The sequence below is a fragment of the Bacteroides ovatus genome (assembly GCF_001314995.1).
Classification (GTDB): Bacteria; Bacteroidota; Bacteroidia; order Bacteroidales; family Bacteroidaceae; genus Bacteroides; species Bacteroides ovatus.
On record NZ_CP012938.1, the window covers coordinates 3,014,368 to 3,034,656 of the forward strand.

The window sequence follows — 20,289 nt, forward strand, 5'->3', positions numbered from 1 at the left end:
AGGTAAACAAATAAAGAAAGCAATTCTTTATTATGAACTATAGAGAATTGCTTTCTATATTACACTATATTCTATTTATTGGCTTGCCACTCAAATGCACCGATATCAATTCCAGCGTTCGATATACGAGCATCTCCTTGAATATCAAGTAGCAAATTCCAATCTTTTACCACAGAGTTCAAACCGGCATCAACCAACGGAGAGTTCTCTGTGGGCTGATAGTTCTTACCTGCTACATCAGCAAATTGAGGACCATCGGTAGCGGCATTATCCGTATTCAGATTAATACAATTAGAAACTTGAGGAGTATTTCCACCATTATAAATCCATCCGCCTTGAATAGCACAATTCTTAAAAATAGCAGCCTTGTTCTGATCCAAATAGCCACTGTGTAAATCACCTTTAGTATGAATATTACCCCATACCACGCAATTCACCATCTGGCAGGTACCACTACCTAAACGAACACCGGCACTACTACCAGCACTTCTATTGTTTACCACAGTCACATTGTATAGACAAGTGCTTTGTTGAACATTCATTGTAGAAGATGTACTTAATGTTTCGTTATCACGTATCACACAGTTAATCAATGTACACAAGAAATATGCGCCACCAGCATCACGGGCACAAGTATTATTTCTCACCACACAGTTTCTAATCATCCAATATTCATAAGCTATCAAAGCGCCTTCACCTTGTTTTCCCTTAGAGTCTACAAATTCAAAACCATCAACAACACGTGTTGTACCTTCTGTCAATTTATACATGTAAACAGAAGGCCAGACATTAGATGGTGCAGCATGAAGAATAGATTTACGCTTCATGGTACGTTCAGCCACAGTAGTCTCTTTTCCTTCAAAACCGCCGTAGAAATTCACCTTCTTAAACTCGGTCCAATCTTTCAAATAATAGTCACCTGCAGCTACCCACATTTGCATATCACCATAGTGAGCACAGGCTGACAGACCTTCTTCGATAGTGCCAAACGCTCTCTCCCAGCTAGATCCATCACCATTGGCTCCAGCTTTCACATAAACAATCTGACTGTAGAGACGCTGAGTAACATAGAGAGTATCCGATACTTCTACCACATCGCCCTGATTCTTGACAACTACATATCCTGTTCTGTCTTCAAATCCGTCGTTAGGATCCAGTTCGACAGGAATGTTTACATCCTGCACAATATCACCGCTAAACTCAGGAAGTTCACCCACATGAATCCAAGAATGAGAAACCTTACAATCAAATTGTAAATTCAAAGAGACTGGAATGTTTAATTGTGTTCCTTTTTTGCCAGTAATCATATTTTTCTCTGTTTCGGATAAAGAAATAGACAACATCTTTTCCACATTGGTCTGGACAATTGTCAATTTGGTTTCTGTAGTCTTACCCGTGTCGGATAAAATAATACTCTTTCTTATTTCGGTCCCAGTGGTGTTCTTAGCAACTTTAACTTTCAAATGAGTATCGTCTACTTTCTTAAAGGTAAATCCACCAATCTGTTCCTCTTCTACATTCCATTCAAGATCGGTTACTACATCCAAAACAGCTTCACCACCATTAATATTAAAGTAAAGTACCTCCTTAGATAACGTAATCAATGAACCACGACCGTTTTGTTTCACAACAATGCGTTTCGACATTTGATCCATCAAACGAATCTCAATCCAGCCTTCACGCAATGCCATCTCCGGGTTCTCTTCGATTTCAGCCACTATAGAGTCGGGCAACAAAGCTTGCCCACGATAGCGTTTCAGTTTAATCCATGAAGCGGAAGCTTCGGCAAACCATGGATACGAAGAGTGTAAATCAATTACCTGACGAGAAGCGACAGGCCCCATCAACAATTCATCTTGAATTTCAAGAGTTGGTTCAACGCGACGTATCAAATCGGAGTCATCGCACGAAGCTATGAAAGCTACCAAGAACAATCCCAACACCTCCCTAAACCAAGCATGGAATTTCATATTATATGTATTCATACTATTCCGTTTTTTAATTAGTTTTTTCAATAACTTGTAAGCCGTTTATCACCGATCTGGCAGGATTGTCTGAAGGTTGATTCATTACCTCAAATGACACTGAACTGCCCTTTTCTACCCGACGTACCATAGTGGTAGAACCACCGCCATCCATATTGAACGCTTGGTAACAACCAGCACCTTGACAGAGTAACATCATGTCCTCAAGACGCATACCGTTAGAGTATTCGGGCTGACGACCATCAACAACAAATAAATAAACCTTGCGATTGTCAGCAGACACACCTACAAAGGTACGTGGATGGAATTGCATGGCGTTGTCATTTACGGTAAAGTTCTTCACTACCTCACCGTCTTGCACCATTCTTTGCCAACCACCAATAGCATGCACCACCTCTCGCTCTACTAATTTAAACTCTGGAACAGAAGTAATATGTGCCGTACCGTCTTTGAGCATATAGAATACATGATCAGCCTCCCAACCTATTTCAGTCTTGATAGCTACACCGTCTTTGTAGAATAGCCCACCAGGAATCCAAAGATCATTTTTCTTAGAATAGAAGTCGCCATTAGTTCCCAAAATCACTTTGCGTCCGGCTGCTTCAGCTTTCTCGGCCTGTACAGTTACCTGTTGCAGAATTTTACCTACCTCCGGCTTATTATCAGGCGTAGAGGTAACTATGGTCACATTCTTATTTAAATCTACTTCAGCAATAATCATACGGGTAGGTTTAGCGCAATAGGTAAAGATGACATCGGTAATGCGTACCCCATCATACAAGTCGTAAGTTAATTCTTTTTCTACCGACTGAATGTAAGGCACATTATCGGCTATTCCTTGCATAATGGGAAGTGTGGCTCCTTTGTGAAGCTCCAATTTATCTTCACTAGAACAGCTACACAATAACATCATGAGTGACAGCATCAATGCTACTCGAAAATTCTTTGCAATGTATGACATAGTGTATTTCATATTTTCCATCTTTCTTTTCATTTACAGTAATTGACTACTTATTCCCAACCCGGATTCTGAGGAAGTAGATTCGGGTTCAATGATATTTCGTCCAACGGAATGTTGTACAGGTAATTTTTAGCCGTAAAATTCATACTATAAGTAACTCGCTTAGCATAGGGAGTAATAAAACCATCGGCATCGAATCCTACTTGATCTTTAATAGTCTTTATCTCATCGGCAGAGTACAAATTGGGATCCATCTTAGCACCACGACGCACACGGTTAAATACAACCTCGCCTACATTCCAACGACAAACATCGTCCCAACGATAACCTTCGGCAAACAACTCAATGCGACGTTCGCGACGGATTTCACGAATCAAGTTAGCGTTATCACCTTTCACATTAGGATATTTAGCAATCAAATCCGGATCAGCTATCGGATCAGCTTCCAACTTAAAAGTAAATCCTACACGGGCACGAAGCTGATTGATGGTTTTATCCAATTCGGGATCTTTCCCCAACTCAGCACCAGCCTCAGCACGAATCAACAAGACCTCAGCATAACGCATAACAGGAGCGTCAATACCACCTTTGTGATTACCCACATAGTGCTCAGATGCCTTATAGAACTTACATACCGAATATCCAGTACAAGATGCAGCGTAGAAGGTTCGAGTATCCGAGTTGGGAAGAATAGAAAAGATATTAGGAGCCCCACCTTTCAACAGACCGCCAGTAGTACGATATAAAAAACGAGCATATTTACTACCAGATTCGGGCAAACATACTGTTTGTAACAGACGTCCGTCGCGATTCTTCATCTCTGCATTATATCCCATGTTGGGATTGTGGCAACCACAAAGAGAAATGGGTTTTCCTGTGTTAGCACACAAGTATTCCTCAAAACAATCACGGCTCATACCCTGTTCGCTATTAGGAATACTATTAGGCACGTTGTGCCCCATATTGAGGGCAGGGTCATACTCACGAGAGAGAATTACCTCCGAATTATCATTGTAATTATCTTGTATGAAAAGATCGAAATAGCTATCGTCTGTACCCGATGCCTTATACAATTCATAACCATACCCCATCAGCTCTCCAGAAGCTTTGTAAGCCTCTTCGAGGAATTTTACATCGCCCTCTACATTACGATAACGACGCCAAGTACCTTCATAAAGACAGATACGGGCTTTGAGTAATAGAGCGGCATCGCGGCTCACACGATAAACTTTAGTCTTGCGAGGTAAAAACTCAATAGCCTTATTAATGGTAGCCAAAATATTGGTCATCACTAAATCACGAGAATCACGTCCTTTATATAGTTCGGGGTTATCTTTATTCAACGTAGAATCATACCAAGGTACCTCACCAAAAAGACACACCTTATTGAAATAATCAAAAGCTTTGAAAAATAAGATTTCTCCAGCAAATTTCTTTTTATCAATATCCGAAGCGGGAGACTTTTCATAATTTTCAAGAAAAGCATTACAACCTCTCACTGTAGACCAGTCCCAGTCAGCACTACTAGTCATTACAGTGTTTTGACCAAATGTAATACTACTAGCACCAGCTGCTAAAAGATTATCAGACTGATACTCTTGCATAATCATATTGCCAATATTCCAAGACAAAGGATCACCATGTCCCTTGATGAGTTTAGGATAATAAAGATTGCAATATTGCTCTAATGCGGCAGCATTAGAAGTCTCCCAGAAACGATCACTAGAAATTGCGTCACCCGGTTCAGTATCCAAATAATCACATCCGGACAGTGACAAGCACAAAATGCAAATACATGAAAATATATATTTTTTCATAATACCTATCAATTTTTAAAATGTTATATTAATACCGAATGAATAACTTCTCATAAATGCATATTCTTTACCACTGTTCTCGCTAGACAAGCTGTTATCAGTTATTTGATCTACAATATCAGGAGTCATAAATGGGGGCAAACCGGTCTTCTCCCACAAATTCATACCACTTACATAGATACGTACCTGCTCCATTTTCATCTTGGTCAACCAACTCTTGGGTAAAGTATAGCTCAAAGTAATATCTTTCAAGCGGATATATGCCGCATTTTGTAAGTATTTAGTTTGAATCTGCTTACTACGTTTATTGCCATTAGCATTCAAACGAGGATAATAAGCTGTAGGATTTTCATAGGTCCAAATATTGTCGATATGGTATTGGGTTACACAAGAGTTATAGATACCTCTAGAGAATCCCCAAAAGATATCACTACTTGTCCACATATCGCGTTTACCCACCCCTTCGAAAATAGCACGGATATCGAAACCACGCCAACCAATACCTCCTTGCAAATTAAAACGATATCGAGGAGTAGAGTTACCTATCACCTTTTGGTCACCCGGATTGGCCAATGTACGATTACCTTGGTCTATCATGCCATCACCATTTAAGTCTTTGTAGCGAATATCGCCCGGATACCACTTAGAAGAAATGTATTTCTGTACATAGTTCATTTTGGCTGCTTCAAAATCGTCCATAATATAACCATCAGTCACATACCCCCAGATTTCACCCAGTTTCTGTCCTTCATAATACATACCACTAGCCAACGAACCGTTGGGGTTATCGTATTTGGTTATCTCAGCCTGGTAATCGGACAAACCTACGGTAAGCGAATAGTCCATAGGACTTCCCAATACATTCTTAATACGATCTTTCCACGTCAATTCCAACTCCCAGCCAGTGGTACGCATATCAGCAATATTCTCTTTACCACCCGAAGTACCCAATACGGCAGGCAGTGTAACCGAACGTACCATATCTTTGGTATCGCGTACATAGAAATCGAATGTACCCATCAAACGATTGTTGAACAATGACCAGTCCAAACCCAAGTCTTTCGTCACAACCTTCTCCCAAGTCACTACACTAGGCAAAGAAGGAATATTCAACGCATTGACCATTTTACCATCCATCATATAGTTGGTCAACACCTTACCAGAAAGAATAGACATATAGTCATGATAGCCGTTAGTTATCTGATTACCCAAAGCACCTACAGAGGCACGAAGTTTCAAATTGTCTACTACTTTGGAAAGTGGTTCAAAGAATTTTTCTTCCGAAATACGCCAACCAATAGAGGCTGAAGGAAAAAACGCCCAACGATCGTCTTTAGCATACTTAGAAGAGCCGTCATAACGACCATTTACCTCAAGTAGATATTTAGAGCGATAATCATAGTTCAAGCGAAAGAAAGCCCCCTGTACACGCCAGATGTCTGCACCTTCAGCATTCTCTTTATAGTTGATGGCTAAGTCGGAAATAGGCAACTCGTTATCATACAAGTCAGTCATGGTATATGAAGTATTAGCATAAGTCTTCTCCTCTTGGTTATACCCCCCCATTACCGAAATGTTATGAACATCGTTGAACGAAGTTTTATACTCGGCCCATACATTGATAGCATGGTAAATATTGTTCGAGTTATAGTTTTTCACATAATTGGGAGTCTCTACAATCCATTCAGGACCGCCCTCAGGAAAAGTTTGCTTAATTTCTTTACGGTGGAATTTCTGAACAGTAGAATAACGATTCCAAGAGTAATCGCCCTTAATAGATAGTCCTTTCAATGGATGTAAATCGAAACGCCCGATGTACCATTGGTCCCAAGTCTCTTTTTTATTACGTCCGGCTAAAGCCATCTTTCCAATAACGTTATAATTACCACTGTTGAGATACATACCTGCAAAATCACCATTAGGTAAAAAGATAGAGAGTGTAGGAAACATACGATATACCTCATAATACCAAGTTTGAGAACTGCTACCACCATTGTCCATATAAGGTTCATCATTCTTAATATTACTCATACGGGTAGCAAAACTCACGTCCAGCCAACTAGTTAGTTTCGTATCGAAATTGAACGCTAAATTGAAGCGCTTATAAAAGTCATTTCCATAGCGAAAAATACCCGACTGGTCTTTGAAACCAATAGAAGCATAGTAATTGTTACGTTCGGTTCCACCCGAAAGGCTCACATTATGTTGTTGCATGAAAGCCGACTTTTGATAGAACTCAGATAACCAATCGGTGTTGCCCACATAGGCCCATCCCGGGTTGCTAGGACTATAATTTGGATTCTGAATGCCTTCGGTATCGACCAAGATTGCAGGATTGTGTTCTGGATCGGCAATATGTGCATCGAGTTTCTCCATAAATTTTTCGTTAAAGTAATATCCACCCGGAGTATCATACTCGTATGCCTTATTCCACATACGCGCCCATACATCCGAACGGGGCATTTCCGGTAAACGGGCCGGTGAACTCCATGAAAGGTTATTATTATAGGTCACCCGCGTTTTCTGATTACGATTTCCTTTCTTTGTAGTGACAAGCATCACACCGAAGGCAGCACGTGCACCATAAACAGCAGCGGCAGAAGCATCTTTCAACACTGACACACTCTCCACATCTTGAGGATTAATCAATGACAGGTCGGAGATTTCCACTCCATCGACCAAAATCAAAGCATTCCCGCCATTCAAAGAGGTATTTCCGCGAATATTAATCTTGGCTGCTTCGTTTGGTTGACCGCTATTGAAAGTAATATTCAGATTGGGAACCATTCCCTGCAAACCCTGAGCAATATTAGCGATAGGGCGGTTTTCAAGGATTTCACCGGAAGCAGTTGTCACGGCTCCTGTCAGATTCAGCTTTTTCTGTGTACCATATCCTACTACCACGACTTCATTCAAAGACGCCGAACTTTCTTCAAGCATTATTTTCAAAGAATTAGTTTCACCGGATACCCAGACTTTTCTTGTGCTAAAACCTATATAAGAAGCAACAAGTAAGACACGCTTACCATCTCTTATCCGTAACGTAAATCCACCGGACAGATCTGTGGTAACACCATTGGTCGTTCCCTGTACCGTAATATTTACACCCGGCAACGGCTGTCCACTGGCATCAACCACTGTTCCTTTTACAGTATATTCTTTGATTTCTACCGGTACTTCTGCTTTCTTTTCTTCTTTTTGGGGAAGGCGGACAATAATCACTTGTCTCCCTTTTACTGTATATGTCAGTTGTTTAGGGGGTAATATTCTATTCAAAATAGACACAACCGACTCGTTTTGTGCTTTGACTGTTACTTTTTCATTTTTCTGCAAGACATCTTCTTTAAAGAAGAAGACATAATTACTTTTCTTTTCCAGTGTTTTAAACAGGGTTTCCAAAGAGACATTTGTCAGATTTAACGTTACATCCGTGGATTGAAGTAGCATAAACCCGTCTTCTGCCGAGATCTTTGGCAAATGGGACGTTAAAAGAATGCATAAAAGTAAAAATCGAAAACCAATATTGGTTAAATATTTACTTTTATTCCTTGTCTGAGAGTTATTTTTCATATTTTTGTATTGTTAGATTTATAACTTTGCTGAGTTATTTTTAATTCTAATGTGAACCGGATGATATTTCGCAGATATTATCCGGTTTTTTCTGTTTTATTTTAAGGTGGTATGTTTTTCATTTCTTTCTTTTTAAAGGTTATACTTCATTTGAGTTTCTCAAGGCATGATGTATATTAAATCCCCTCGCCTAGTTATATTTAATGGCGTAGTCAATGAGATGGCCTCCAATACTTCGTCAAGTGTACAATTCAAATCAAGACTACCATAATATTTTTCATCTTTCAAACTTCCTGATATTTCTATTTTTGTATCATAATATCTCGACAGTGATTTCAGCACATCAGAAAGTCTCTGTCCATCGAAATTCATAGCATCGTCTTTCCAACAAATATAGTTGTATACGTCCACTTCATTCACTTTTACTGCACCGTTGTCTTTTGAAAGACGTTGATTAGGGAGCAAGCGCTTTTTCTCTTTATTGTCTACTGTCACATCTACACTTCCCTGAACAAGTACCACTGCTGTCTCCGTATCTTTTACATAATCGGTTACATTGAATGATGTTCCCAGCACGGTAACTTCTAAACGATCCGTCTTCACGACAAAAGGGTGCTTAGCATCTTTACGAACGTCCAAATATACTTCTCCTTGTACATTCAACTTTCTATTCTCCAGAAAGTCCGAAGCATAAGATATGCATGAACCGGAATTAATCCACAATAAAGAACCATCCGGAAGGATTATTTTAGAACGCTTCCCATAAGGTACCATTATCTGATTCACCGATATCTTTTCTCCTCTGGAAGCAGCTACCAATTGTTCGTCCACTGTAACTGTACCGTCCTCACCTACCCGGATTTCAGCATTATTCTTGTCCAAACCAACGGCCTGTTTACCATCCAAAATAATCTGTATTTGCCCTGAATGACCTAAAGAGTCTATAATATTGGCTGTAACATCTGTAGTTTTCTGCAAATTGGATTTGGATAGAATATAATAAGTCCCCAAACAGATGAATAGTAAGGCTGCCATACTTGCCACATAAGCCATTACTCTCCGATAAGGTAATGTTTTTTTGTGAAGCTGTACCGGTTGCGAAGATTCATGTTGAAGCCTATCCATCATTCTGGCAAAACTTTGCATCTTATATTCCTCAGATACAGGTCTGCTATCTTCAACCACTTTCATATTTTGAATCACCGCAATAGCCAATTCTATCTTTTCTTCACAACCGGGATGCTGAATCTTATAGGATTTAATATCAAACCCATTATCAGAAAAACCATATCTTGCCCATTGGAAGAAATCATCATCCAACAAAAATTCTTCTATATCTCTAAATGTATATTGAGCCATTTTCTGCCTTATTTTCTATGATGACAAACGAGCAGATGAATTTATACTCATCAGGAGAAAAAAAAATCAAAAAAAGACAGACGGGATAAGTAAAAATGAAAGAAGTATGCTATAACAAGTTACTATACAATTATATAGAAAGCACATTAATAAGAAATAAAATAGTAGCGGATGAAGATTCTTTCCTAATCTTTTCCATAGAACGGAACAATAGATTTCGGGCAGACTGGATATTAATTTTCATTATTTCTGAGATTTCTTCAAAACTCATCTCATGGATAAAGCGAAGATAGATTATTTCTTTCTGACGTCCGGTAAGTCCTTTCAATATATGATGAACCTCATCTGACAGCCCTTGGTCATGCATCCAAGCCAATTGCTCATCAATTGTATAATCCAAATCAAATGCAAAGTCATAATCCGGCAATGATTGAAGTTTCGCATTACGAAGTAATTGATTATAAATCAAATTCTTTAATGCACGAAATAGGAAGGAACGTAACTTTGTATTATCTTCAAGAATTATCTTTTTCTGATAAAGTTTCAGAAACAGGTCTTGAATCAAGTCTTCTACCATCTCATTATCTCCCCCCACTCTACGACCATAAGCTAATAAATCATCAAAGCATAAACAGTACAATTGAGAAAATGCCATTTCATTTCCACCCCAAAATTGTACCCATAAATCTATTATGCGTTTCTGATCATTGAGAGTCATAAACTGAATTTAGTTCTCAAAATTAAACTTCTTAATATATTCATTCAACTAACACGGGACAATATTCGGAAAAAAAAAATAACTATGCAAATATTAAAGAATTAATATCAGTAAACATTATATAGATTAATTGCTACATGGTTTATTTTATGGCTGATTCTAAAATAATGTAATCCACATGTAATAATAATCACCATATTTTCGAAGCAGAATTTATGGTATCCGAACCGTTCTTTGACAATACAGCATATTTTTATACCGCTGCTAGCATACTCAATTTTAATCCTAATTCTAAGAATCCTTTTGTTTTCCTATTTCTCATCAGGAGCTACTCGAGAAAAGGAAATTAGAGAGAGGTGGAGGGAAAACAAATGGGGATGAGTAGGATTTACGTTATATATCAGCACTTTACGCAAGGGAAACAAAGTGCAGAGAATGTGAATTTGAGCAGAAGTTCTGTTATCAGATTGTTAATCTATTTTCCTGAATGGTAATGAGGTAGGAGAAAATAACTGATAGAAGAGTATTCGGCGACTCATTTTTCTGTCATTGCAGTGCTTATTCTTTGTAATACAATGTTTTGCATAGTGAAGATCTGTTCAACAACAGGTAACTTTGTCCATAAAAAGAGGCATATGCAAACAAGCAAATTCAAGGTGTTACTCTACCTGAAAAAGAGCAAATTGTACAAATCGAAACAAGCTCCGATAATGAAATGAGTAACATATGAGCAAACAATTGCCCAATTTAGTTACAAGTTCTCGTGCGATCCTAAGTTGTGGAACGCTCAAAAAAACAAACTGAACAGCGAGAACCGAAAGGCGATGGCAACGAATGGCAAGTTGAAACGCTTTCTTCTCTCGGTACAGTCGGCTTATAGAGAACTTTGCGAGCGTAGTGTAGTATTTACGGCATCAGGCATCAAGGAAGGAGCAGTTCCATTTCATCCTCTTTCCGTCCTCACGGCAAATCGTTAGAAGTTCCACCTTCACCACCTAACGGAACTGTCAAGACATTCATCATGCCGATAAACAGAGCCACGACATAGTCGGTGAGTGCCTCTTATGATTTGCAGCTCCCCAATAATCGAATTCGTCATCAAACTACTGCATGACATTATCAAGAATGTAGAATTAAATAATCCTTATACAAACAATAAAAGAAACTTCACCACATCCCTATTATCCTTTGCTGAGTTTGCCTATGCACATCTACTGGGATGTTCCTAAGTGGGACGCGCTACTGGGACAGTTTCTTGGTGGGACGACAGGGATAAGATCCATTCACCCTTCTTTAATCTGTCTATGCCTAATCTTTACCCTTTCCTTCAAAAAAGTCCGTTTCGCCGTTCAAATCCCTCGAAAGCTTGATATATGTATGAAAACAAATATAATATTATCTGGTAAGCCTACACTCTATTTTCCCTATTAATATCTTATTATATTTCAACTTCTTACCTGCAAAAATAGTCCGTGTCCTACGGATTGCCCAAGGCAGCCCTGCGGGCTGGTTGGCAAGCAAAAAATCATCCTCGCTACGCTCCGGTATTTTTTCCTGCCAAGCCTTGCACAATCCCGGACACGAACAACCCGGCAAGTAAGAAATCGAAATACTGGCTCCACGGAGCCGGTTATGTCTAATTTTAAATGATTAAAGTATGGCTGAAATGACCGAAATGCAGGTTCACGAAGAACGAGTAATGAACCTCGTAAAAAGTAGCAGTGATAACCCGACAATCACTCCGCTCACAAAAACAAATGCGCACCGTGCAGAATCCATCCGACGGATCGGAACGGACAAAGATGCGGTCGCCTTCCATTTCCGCAAAAAAAGCAAAGGTATGTATATGTATATCCATACCTACACGGAAAACGGTGAAGAAAAGGAAGTACGTGCTTCTGACTTCAAAAACTGGGAAGTAACAAAATTCAAGTATCCCGGCTATCTGGAAGAACTGGAAGAAATCGCCGTCAATGCCTACCGCTGGAATTCCCATGATCCGGAAACAAGGGCTGAAACGGACATTATGGGATATGAAAAGCAACTCCATGAAGACCTGAAGAAAATACCGGAAGCAAAAAAGCAGGATTACATCAATACTTACAAAAGTAAAATATCCGTTTTATTCCACAGCCTCTCACGCTGCGCAAACCCGATGGTAACAGGACGGGGCGGATTCAATTTCCAAAGGAATGAAAAGGCACAAAATGCCTATCAGAACAGATACGACGAATTCCTGAAATGGCGTGAGAAATTTCTGAAAACCATGCAACTGCTCACGGAAAAATACAGGCCCGAAGAAGAAAAACGGGAGGAAACATGGCGCAGGCTGAAACGTGACATTGCAAGCAGCGCAAACACGATCCATGAGATTGATACGGGAAAAGCCAGAGGATACAACCGGGCACTCTTCGTCAGCAGCATCTTCAACAAGGTCAGCACATTTGCCGACCATGGCGACGTGGAAATCGTACAGAAGGCAATCGACTTCATCTCCGAATATAATGCCGGCATAAAGAAGCCTGTCATCACACCACGCCACCGGTTCTTCCAGCTGGCTGAAACAGCCAGTCGCATGCGGGACAAGTTAAAGGAAACCCAAGAGCTGGAAAACAGGGAAGTAACGTTTGAAGGTGGAATCCTCGTTTGGAACTATCAGGAAAGTCGCCTGCAGGTCTTCTTCAACAAAATACCGGAAGAGAGCAAACGCAGGGAACTCAAATCATCCGGTTTCCACTGGTCACCCAGAAACAGGGCATGGCAACGACAACTCAATCCGAATGCGGTGTCTGCGGCAAAGAGAATCTTAAACCTCCAAAATATCTGACCATGAAAAAAGAACATCTGAAATTTGTCATTGACTCCCGTTGTTTCCGAGGAAGCTGCGTCACATCCATGTCGGACGGCATACACTGTGACTACTACGGCAGCACACTGGAGGAACTCAAGAAACAGGAAAACAATCCTTTTCTAGTTGCAGTAACAAGAAACGCCATACACAAGAGGTCGCGCATTCATGACAAGTCATTGTGCCGACCCTTCCGTGAAATTACAGAGGAGAACTATTATAACTGTATGAACGAACTGCCTCCCGTCCGTCTGAAGCACCATTCATTCTTTTTCGGCGAGCCCTACCACGGCAGCCTGTACATGTTCTGTTTCACCATCGGAAAACGTTTTTTCCGGGGACTGCGTCCGGTCATGACACCGCAGGCCGAACTGGAGCGGCAAATGAACGAGCATTACCGCAACATCACATTCAAGGGAAAAGTCACCAAAGGAAAAGCGGAGAGAATTACAAGCAAGGACAAGCAGGAGATCATCACCATTCCCTATTCATTCACCGACAAGGAAAACAGGGAACGTTTCATCTGTAACATGGTAACCGGAGGGAATAATGGTGGGGACACCTGCAAGGCTAGAAAAGACATGGCGAACATACTGATCAGCCTGAGGAAACATCATTTTCTGTATTTCTCCGGATATGGCAGACATGACGACATGGAAACATTGCTGGATGAAGTGGAGGAAAAGAGATACACCATAATAACAAGCGGATGCCTCTTCCAGTTTCCTCCCTGCCGTGATTCCGTCTCATTCACCGGAACCGTCAAGGAAACCGGAGAAAACTTCTTCTACAGGATTTATGACCGGGAACTGTTCCTGCACATTATGCACAGACTCAGAGCCGTCAAAAGAGAGAAAACACCGGCTGAAACAAAAGCAGTCCTCCCTAAATGCAGACGCCATGAATAATACGGAGTCATGGAAAAAATATGTTCCCGAAACGGTCAGCCTGTATCATGTGGACTACCGGGAGAATCTGGACGAACGCGAAGACCTGCAGGAGCAGTGCATCCGGAACAATAACATGGGGAGGCTATATGAAACAGTCATGGAATGTTATGCTGAACAGGAAGCGGAAAGTCTGCTCAAAATACTTGAGGAAATCAAAGAGAAGATGGCAGAAGAGAAAAGGCAGGAAGAATTCGAGGAACACCGTGAAGAGATTACGGACCTCATCTTGAACAGGAGTGATACCGACCCGGCGGAAGAACTCATAAAAAATTCCGCCGCCGTCAACATGTACTACTCTCCCGGTGCGAAAATAGAGGAACGTATCGGAAAAGAATCCAGAGCCATGTCCTGTTACAAGGTCAGGCGCGCCCTGAAACTGAAGAAAGGACAGTTTGACACACTAATTGAAGAACTGGTGGATAATGCCACATACGGTGGTGAACTACGTATTTATTTCAATGCCGGGTTCAATGAACTTGTCACAAACGACAACGGAAAAGATTTCAGAACCATCCGTTTCCACGGGGATGTCATCATAGCCGTCGCCAACAGTTTCAACGGTTCCGGCTACCACATCAGCCTGCCCCTGGACATTACGTTTCCATTCGTCAGGGACAGACTGTTCGTAGACTCACAGGTACGTTATTCCTATGCAACCGAAGTATGCGGAATGTGCAGGGACTGGTGCGACTCCACCAGCTGGGAAACTGAATACAAAACCGTCAGGAATACAGGCAGGAACAGACAGAAGGAAAAAACATTATCAACCAATTAAAACGGAATATCATGAAAATCATGTGCAAACAGGAGTACTACAACCAGGTAGTACAGTATGCGGAATCAATCAAGGACACTTCACTGCAGAACTGCATGGAACGTCTTGAAGCATGGGAAAAGAATCCGGACCGCCCGTGTGAGATAGAGCTCTACCACGACTGGGCGCCCTATTCGTTCGGGTTCACCCAAAGGTACCCGGACGGCAGCAGAGGGATTGTCGGAGGGCTGCTCTATCACGGTTCACCGGATGAATCGTTTGCCGTACAGTTGACTCCCTTCAAAGGATGGCAGATACACACTTAAAGTTTCCGGAACATGGAAGAATGGATGCAGTATGCCAGGGACATGGCAAAAGCGGAAAAAGAGCTGGAGATCGAGCTGTGGGTGATCATCTCCTTTTACAGGACTACGGAGCAGGGCGGTAAAGTCCTGCTATTCCGATATGACCTGCCACGAAAAGTGGCGGACAAATATGACTGGGTCGTCCGGTGGAGAATGGCAAGACTGACCTGCCAATATCCCAAAGGGAATGTTACACACACTTACTGCCTGTATGACAGGCACAGCGGTGAAGACTATTCATTCGGCTCCTGCCTCTCCTCGCTGGCAGCAGCCAAGGCACAGGTCACCAGGATGGAACGGAGGATAAGGGAATACACCGCATGGCAAAAGCAGAACAACCTCTTTTTTGACGAACAGACGGACGAAATGCTCCAAAAGGCTGTCGCCAAGCTCAAAATAAAAAAAGAAAATGTACAGGAGGCAGAAAGAAGGCTGCAAAAGAAAGCCGAAAAGCACCAACGGGAAATGCGGAAATAGCAAAACGGATTACGCATTTCCATTTCTTGCCGCAAAGATAGCCGTTTGCCGGACTGAATGCGCAAGGCAGCCCTGCGGGCAGGTTGACAGGAAAAAATCATCCTCGCTACGCTCCGGTATTTTTTTCCGTCAAGCCTTGCCGCAATCCCCGGCAAACGGACAACGCATCCAACAAGAAATAAAAATGCCCGTCTCACGACAGGCTCATGTATAACTAAAAAATGATCGGCTATGATTACGGATGAAAGAACCCGAAACAGACTGTATGCGGATACGGAAACGACACTTTTCACACTGGAAGACAAACCAGGGGCAATATTACGGATAATGGAAATCATAAGGGACACCCCCGAATATGTGCAACTTTCGCCCCTTCTTCCGGCATACGCGGAAGAAGACCGGCAGGCAGAATGGTGGAGGAGCAAAGAACCGGATTTCCTGCTGGCGGAACTGCTGCATGTACTTGAACTCTACACACCGGAAGGATTCATACTGGGACCGATAACCGGGAGAACGCATGCTTTCGGATATACAAACCCGGAATATGAAAAAAATCTGATCTACAGGATAGAGATCGAGCTTGACTGGGGATATGTGTACGGGAAAAAGAACGAATACAGAAAGAAAAGGAAACTTTATGAGGAAATTGCGGAAATATTCACCACGGACGGATATACGGCAGAGATGGAGAAAAGAGGAAAAGGATGCCGGATAACCAGAGGGAATACAAGGCTTCATTCACATTACGAATGGATAACCGGACAGTGTGAGGCCACACACCTGACCGGAACGCTTATCCGGTTACTCAGGGAAAGCAGGAGATTCCATCTGATTAGGTGCACCCTGCTTGATTTCATATTCAGTTTCACGCAGGAAGAGGAGCTGGAATTTTACCGGCAGCAAAACGAAACAAGCATATACTACCGGATATTCGACCTTTTCAGAAGGAAACCGTGGACTGTTACCGAAAATCTCATGACGGTGGCTTCAGAAATCAACATACCGACTCAAAAATATCCGGAAGGGCCCGACCGGGACTTCCCCGCTTACAAATATGTCAGGGAAGCCTATCAAAAACTCATAGACAAGGGATATCTGGAAGAATACACCCGAATCTGGATAAGGGAGGAACTCCTTTGTGCAAGAGCAACCCCGGAAGGAATATCAAAAAACATATTCTATGGAACTCAGCTATAACCGTCTATTACTCATCTTCCTGTGGCAGTACAACCACCACGGGGAGGAAGGGCTGAACCTGCACCTTTTCGAGGAGACCTTCGGAAAGACACAGGGCAGTCATTATTACGACAAATGGATGAACTGTTTCAACCGGGACCTCCGGGACATGATCATCTATTTCAGAGGGGAGGGTGAAAACGGACAGAAGTTCTGTGACATGGTGGCCCGACAAATTGAAGTATACCATAAAAATCGAAAACACTATGGAATTTACTGACCTTTATACAGTGGAAAGCCTGCAATGCTTCAACGGTTTCCATTACCGCGGGTATCGGGTAAACCAAAGTGACACGGACAAGGTAAACCGTCTCATTGCAATAATCCGGCAAGAACGGGAAAAGAATATCGGACCGGCAGCAGGTGACATTATCGAGTATACCTGCCGGAACGGTGACTGGTTTCAATCGGCACACATCGAAGAGATATGCGACGGACATTTCAAGATCTGCCTTTCCGGAAGCATCCCGTTCTGTTATGAAAGCGGGGACGGTGTCGGCTATAACGTCCATGAAGGGATATGGACTTATCCGAAGAGAGCCGCCTTGAAACCGGCAGGCATCAGAGAAAAGCAGTTCAGGACATGGGGACATGCCGGAAAATGCGCCAACGGGGAGGTATACTTCACGGCCTGTGTCCGTGCGTGGCAATATACGGAACCGGAACCCCTGTATGGCAGATATACTACCAGAAACTGGAGCAAATACCACATCAACAGGCAGCCCGACCCGGAACATGACGGCGAGTTCTTCTACATGACCGAAGGATTCACCCTATACTCACGTGAGGAACTGGACAGGCTGACCGGAATCCTTCACGGGAAACTCTTCGACGGGATATACAGCAACTCACTCGTTCTATGGGGATACCACATGAAATGGGAAATACTCACAGAACAGGAATGGAACGAAACAAAAGCCGAAATACACATATCCTTTCTCGGAGAGTCCCCCGTGAAAATAATAACCTGCGATGATACCCATACAATAACCGTCTATAAAAAGAAATAACAATGGCAAAATACGAAACCCCTCCCCCGGTCCGTCCGCTTGAGAAGCTGATAACGGATTTCTCCTACACAAACGGACTCGATCCCGTCAATGTATTCAACGATTTCCTGACCTACATCATCCACGGGTTTTCTCCCGGTGCTCCCCCACTGCAGAGCTGGAAGTACAAACGGCAGCAGAACATGAAATTTATGCAAATGCTCACCGGGTGGGTACGGCTCATGGCAAGCCGGATAAAGGATGATACAAGCTGGTATGACCCTTTCGGGGATTTATATATGGCACTGGTTTCCAAAAGTGCCCAGCAGTCACAGGGACAATTCTTCACTCCGGTACATATCTGCGACCTCATGGTGCTGTGCACCCAAACGGAAGAAAAAAAGACCGGACAGAGGATGGGTGACCCGACCTGCGGAAGCGGAAGGCTGCTGCTGGCCTATCATGCACGGAATCCGGGAAACTACCTCATAGGGGAGGATATCAACCGGACCTGCTGCCTGATGACCGTATGCAATATGCTCATACACGGATGCGTAGGGGAAGTCATCTGCCATGACAGCCTGAATCCCGGAAACTTCGTGGACGGTTGGAAGGTCAATCCCATGCTTGCATGGACAGGCATACCCACGGTAAAAAGAATGAACATGAAGGAATACCGGGCAGGCAGGAATCTTCCAGCATCCCCTTATATCATACGAAAAACGATGCCAGCGGGTGGCAGGAAGCGTAAGGCGGATTCCCCTCCGCCTTTACAGACGTTTTCAAGATGTAATAACGACATAAAATATGATACCAAACCCGATCATCAGCATGAAAAATGATTATATACTATATTTTATAAGCATACCACCGGTATGCTAAATTTATTTATTAACCCATTAAATACAGCAATTATGGAAGTTACAGTAATGCCGGCCGCTGCACCGGTACAGAAGCAGCAGGGATTGAACCAGGTAGTCATAAACAAGGTTCAAAAAATGATCGAAGGAAAGCAGCAGGGTGTCATGGCTACAATCACCCGCCTGCTCGAAGAGGGAAAAATCGCACAGGACTTCATCGCACCTATAGGAGTGAATCTGCGTAATGAGGACCGCCATCCGGTCATCACATTCCAGGCAGAGGAACAGGTACAGATGAACATGCCGGAAGGGAATTTCAACCTGCACGGAAATGCCATCAGCCAGATTTCCGAGAAAATGGGCATCCCGGCAAAATATCTCAGGGAGCTTTCCGCAGGAGACGCCTGGCAGAAACAGCTGTGCGCAACCATTCTCAACGAACATTCGGGATGGACGGGGCGCACACGCGTGCTCATCCGTGCGGTAGGAACGGAAATCAGGGGTGTACTCTCAGACTCGTACCGGCGGCTCAACTCCGTGGACATACTCACCGCATTCATCAGGGAAGCGGCAAACAACGGAGCCGTCGTGTCCGACGCCTATATGAATGACACCAAAGTATGGTGCGAGACGATTCTTCCTACACCGGTTGAAATACCCACCCGTAAAAACGGAACGGTAATCATATTCGCTGGAGCAAGATTCAGCACATCCGATTTCGGAAACGGTTCGGTGGACATGCGCTCGTTCCTGCTCAACGGAGCTTGTCTGAACGGCATGGTACGTGAATCGGTCATGCGGCAGATTCATCTGGGAGGACGCCTGCCGGATACGCTTGCGCTCTCGCAAAGAACTTATGAACTGGATACGAAAACTACCGTATCGGCTGTCAAAGATTTGACTAAAGGACTTTACAGCAAGGATACTATCATGCAAAAAGCCATCGAAATTCAGGGAGCGTCAGAAATAGACGTGGACTTTGACAAGGAGCTTAAATCCCTGGTACAGCGTGGCGCGTTGCTGAAAAACGAAGGACGGGAAGTCGAAAAGCTCCTGATGAACAACAACCCCGACGACGGCATAACAGGAGGGGCAACACTCTGGAAACTGGCACAAGGCATCACCGCCTTTGCACGGGAACAGGAGCCGGAACGCAGCAGGGAGCTGCATGAGATATCCGGGCAACTGATGAACCGGGTGAAAAACAACTGAAATGGAAAAACGACAATCATAGAATGAAAAATCAGCAGAACTTGCCGGACCTTCCATTGTCCGGCAAGCAACTGTAAAACAGAATCATTCACAATGGACAAATTGCCGGACTATAAAAATAGTTGATATGATGAAACGGATGTTTTAACCAAAAGAGCAGATAGAATTGTCGTATTCACCAACTTATT

Annotated in this window: 16 protein-coding genes and 1 pseudogene; 11 read left to right on the top strand and 6 right to left on the bottom strand. The window is 42.7% G+C overall.

Features of this window, described 5'->3' with window-relative positions:
- Nucleotides 1-71: 71 nt before the first annotated feature.
- From Bovatus_RS12005 to Bovatus_RS12030, 6 genes are all read right to left on the bottom strand, one after another.
- Nucleotides 72-1,985, bottom strand: a complete 1,914-nt coding sequence (locus Bovatus_RS12005; protein WP_052587902.1) for a choice-of-anchor Q domain-containing protein — start codon at nucleotides 1,983-1,985, stop codon at nucleotides 72-74.
- Between the two features lie 13 nt (nucleotides 1,986-1,998).
- Nucleotides 1,999-2,967: a phosphodiester glycosidase family protein gene (locus Bovatus_RS12010; RefSeq protein WP_105096245.1), complete on the bottom strand. Its 969-nt coding sequence runs from the start codon at nucleotides 2,965-2,967 to the stop codon at nucleotides 1,999-2,001.
- A gap of 29 nt (nucleotides 2,968-2,996) precedes the next feature.
- Entirely contained in the window at nucleotides 2,997-4,763 is a 1,767-nt protein-coding gene (locus tag Bovatus_RS12015; RefSeq protein ID WP_052587903.1) for a RagB/SusD family nutrient uptake outer membrane protein, read from the bottom strand.
- A 15-nt stretch (nucleotides 4,764-4,778) separates the two neighbouring features.
- Complete coding sequence (locus Bovatus_RS12020; RefSeq protein WP_224440851.1) at nucleotides 4,779-8,210, bottom strand: TonB-dependent receptor; 3,432 nt, start codon at nucleotides 8,208-8,210, stop codon at nucleotides 4,779-4,781.
- Nucleotides 8,211-8,492: 282 nt separating this feature from the next.
- Entirely contained in the window at nucleotides 8,493-9,692 is a 1,200-nt protein-coding gene (locus Bovatus_RS12025) for a FecR family protein (RefSeq protein ID WP_004297752.1), read from the bottom strand.
- Nucleotides 9,693-9,822: 130 nt separating this feature from the next.
- Nucleotides 9,823-10,410 (bottom strand): RNA polymerase sigma factor, encoded by a 588-nt coding sequence (locus tag Bovatus_RS12030; protein WP_004297753.1) that lies wholly within the window; start codon nucleotides 10,408-10,410, stop codon nucleotides 9,823-9,825.
- A gap of 635 nt (nucleotides 10,411-11,045) precedes the next feature.
- Here Bovatus_RS12030 and Bovatus_RS24790 point away from each other — a divergent pair.
- From Bovatus_RS24790 to Bovatus_RS12085, 11 genes and pseudogenes are all read left to right on the top strand, one after another.
- A pseudogene (locus tag Bovatus_RS24790) lies at nucleotides 11,046-11,339 on the top strand (Arm DNA-binding domain-containing protein); the annotation flags it as partial.
- 728 nt (nucleotides 11,340-12,067) lie between these two features.
- A complete protein-coding gene (locus Bovatus_RS25500; protein WP_004297760.1) occupies nucleotides 12,068-13,237 on the top strand; it encodes a hypothetical protein in 1,170 nt (389 codons plus the stop codon).
- A 2-nt stretch (nucleotides 13,238-13,239) separates the two neighbouring features.
- Nucleotides 13,240-14,166: a hypothetical protein gene (locus Bovatus_RS12045; protein ID WP_052587904.1), complete on the top strand. Its 927-nt coding sequence runs from the start codon at nucleotides 13,240-13,242 to the stop codon at nucleotides 14,164-14,166.
- Entirely contained in the window at nucleotides 14,159-14,983 is an 825-nt protein-coding gene (locus Bovatus_RS12050) for a hypothetical protein (RefSeq protein ID WP_004297762.1), read from the top strand. Before Bovatus_RS12045 ends, Bovatus_RS12050 begins: the two co-directional genes overlap by 8 nt.
- Before the next feature lie 11 nt (nucleotides 14,984-14,994).
- The gene (locus Bovatus_RS12055) at nucleotides 14,995-15,288 is read left to right on the top strand and encodes a DUF4120 domain-containing protein (RefSeq protein ID WP_004297763.1); all 294 of its coding nucleotides are present in this window, start codon (nucleotides 14,995-14,997) and stop codon (nucleotides 15,286-15,288) included.
- 12 nt (nucleotides 15,289-15,300) lie between these two features.
- On the top strand, nucleotides 15,301-15,804 hold the full coding sequence (locus Bovatus_RS12060; RefSeq protein WP_004297764.1) for a hypothetical protein: 504 nt from the start codon (nucleotides 15,301-15,303) through the stop codon (nucleotides 15,802-15,804).
- A gap of 231 nt (nucleotides 15,805-16,035) precedes the next feature.
- Nucleotides 16,036-17,001 (top strand): hypothetical protein, encoded by a 966-nt coding sequence (locus Bovatus_RS12065; RefSeq protein WP_004297765.1) that lies wholly within the window; start codon nucleotides 16,036-16,038, stop codon nucleotides 16,999-17,001.
- Complete coding sequence (locus Bovatus_RS12070; RefSeq protein ID WP_004297766.1) at nucleotides 16,985-17,260, top strand: hypothetical protein; 276 nt, start codon at nucleotides 16,985-16,987, stop codon at nucleotides 17,258-17,260. The genes Bovatus_RS12065 and Bovatus_RS12070 overlap by 17 nt, the downstream gene beginning before the upstream one ends.
- Nucleotides 17,247-18,050, top strand: a complete 804-nt coding sequence (locus tag Bovatus_RS12075; RefSeq protein ID WP_004297767.1) for a DUF4121 family protein — start codon at nucleotides 17,247-17,249, stop codon at nucleotides 18,048-18,050. Before Bovatus_RS12070 ends, Bovatus_RS12075 begins: the two co-directional genes overlap by 14 nt.
- A gap of 2 nt (nucleotides 18,051-18,052) precedes the next feature.
- Entirely contained in the window at nucleotides 18,053-18,871 is an 819-nt protein-coding gene (locus tag Bovatus_RS12080; RefSeq protein WP_004297768.1) for an N-6 DNA methylase, read from the top strand.
- A 72-nt stretch (nucleotides 18,872-18,943) separates the two neighbouring features.
- Nucleotides 18,944-20,101 carry a hypothetical protein gene (locus Bovatus_RS12085; RefSeq protein WP_052587905.1) on the top strand — a complete coding sequence of 386 codons (1,158 nt, stop codon included), beginning with the start codon at nucleotides 18,944-18,946 and terminating at the stop codon, nucleotides 20,099-20,101.
- Nucleotides 20,102-20,289 lie beyond the last annotated feature (188 nt).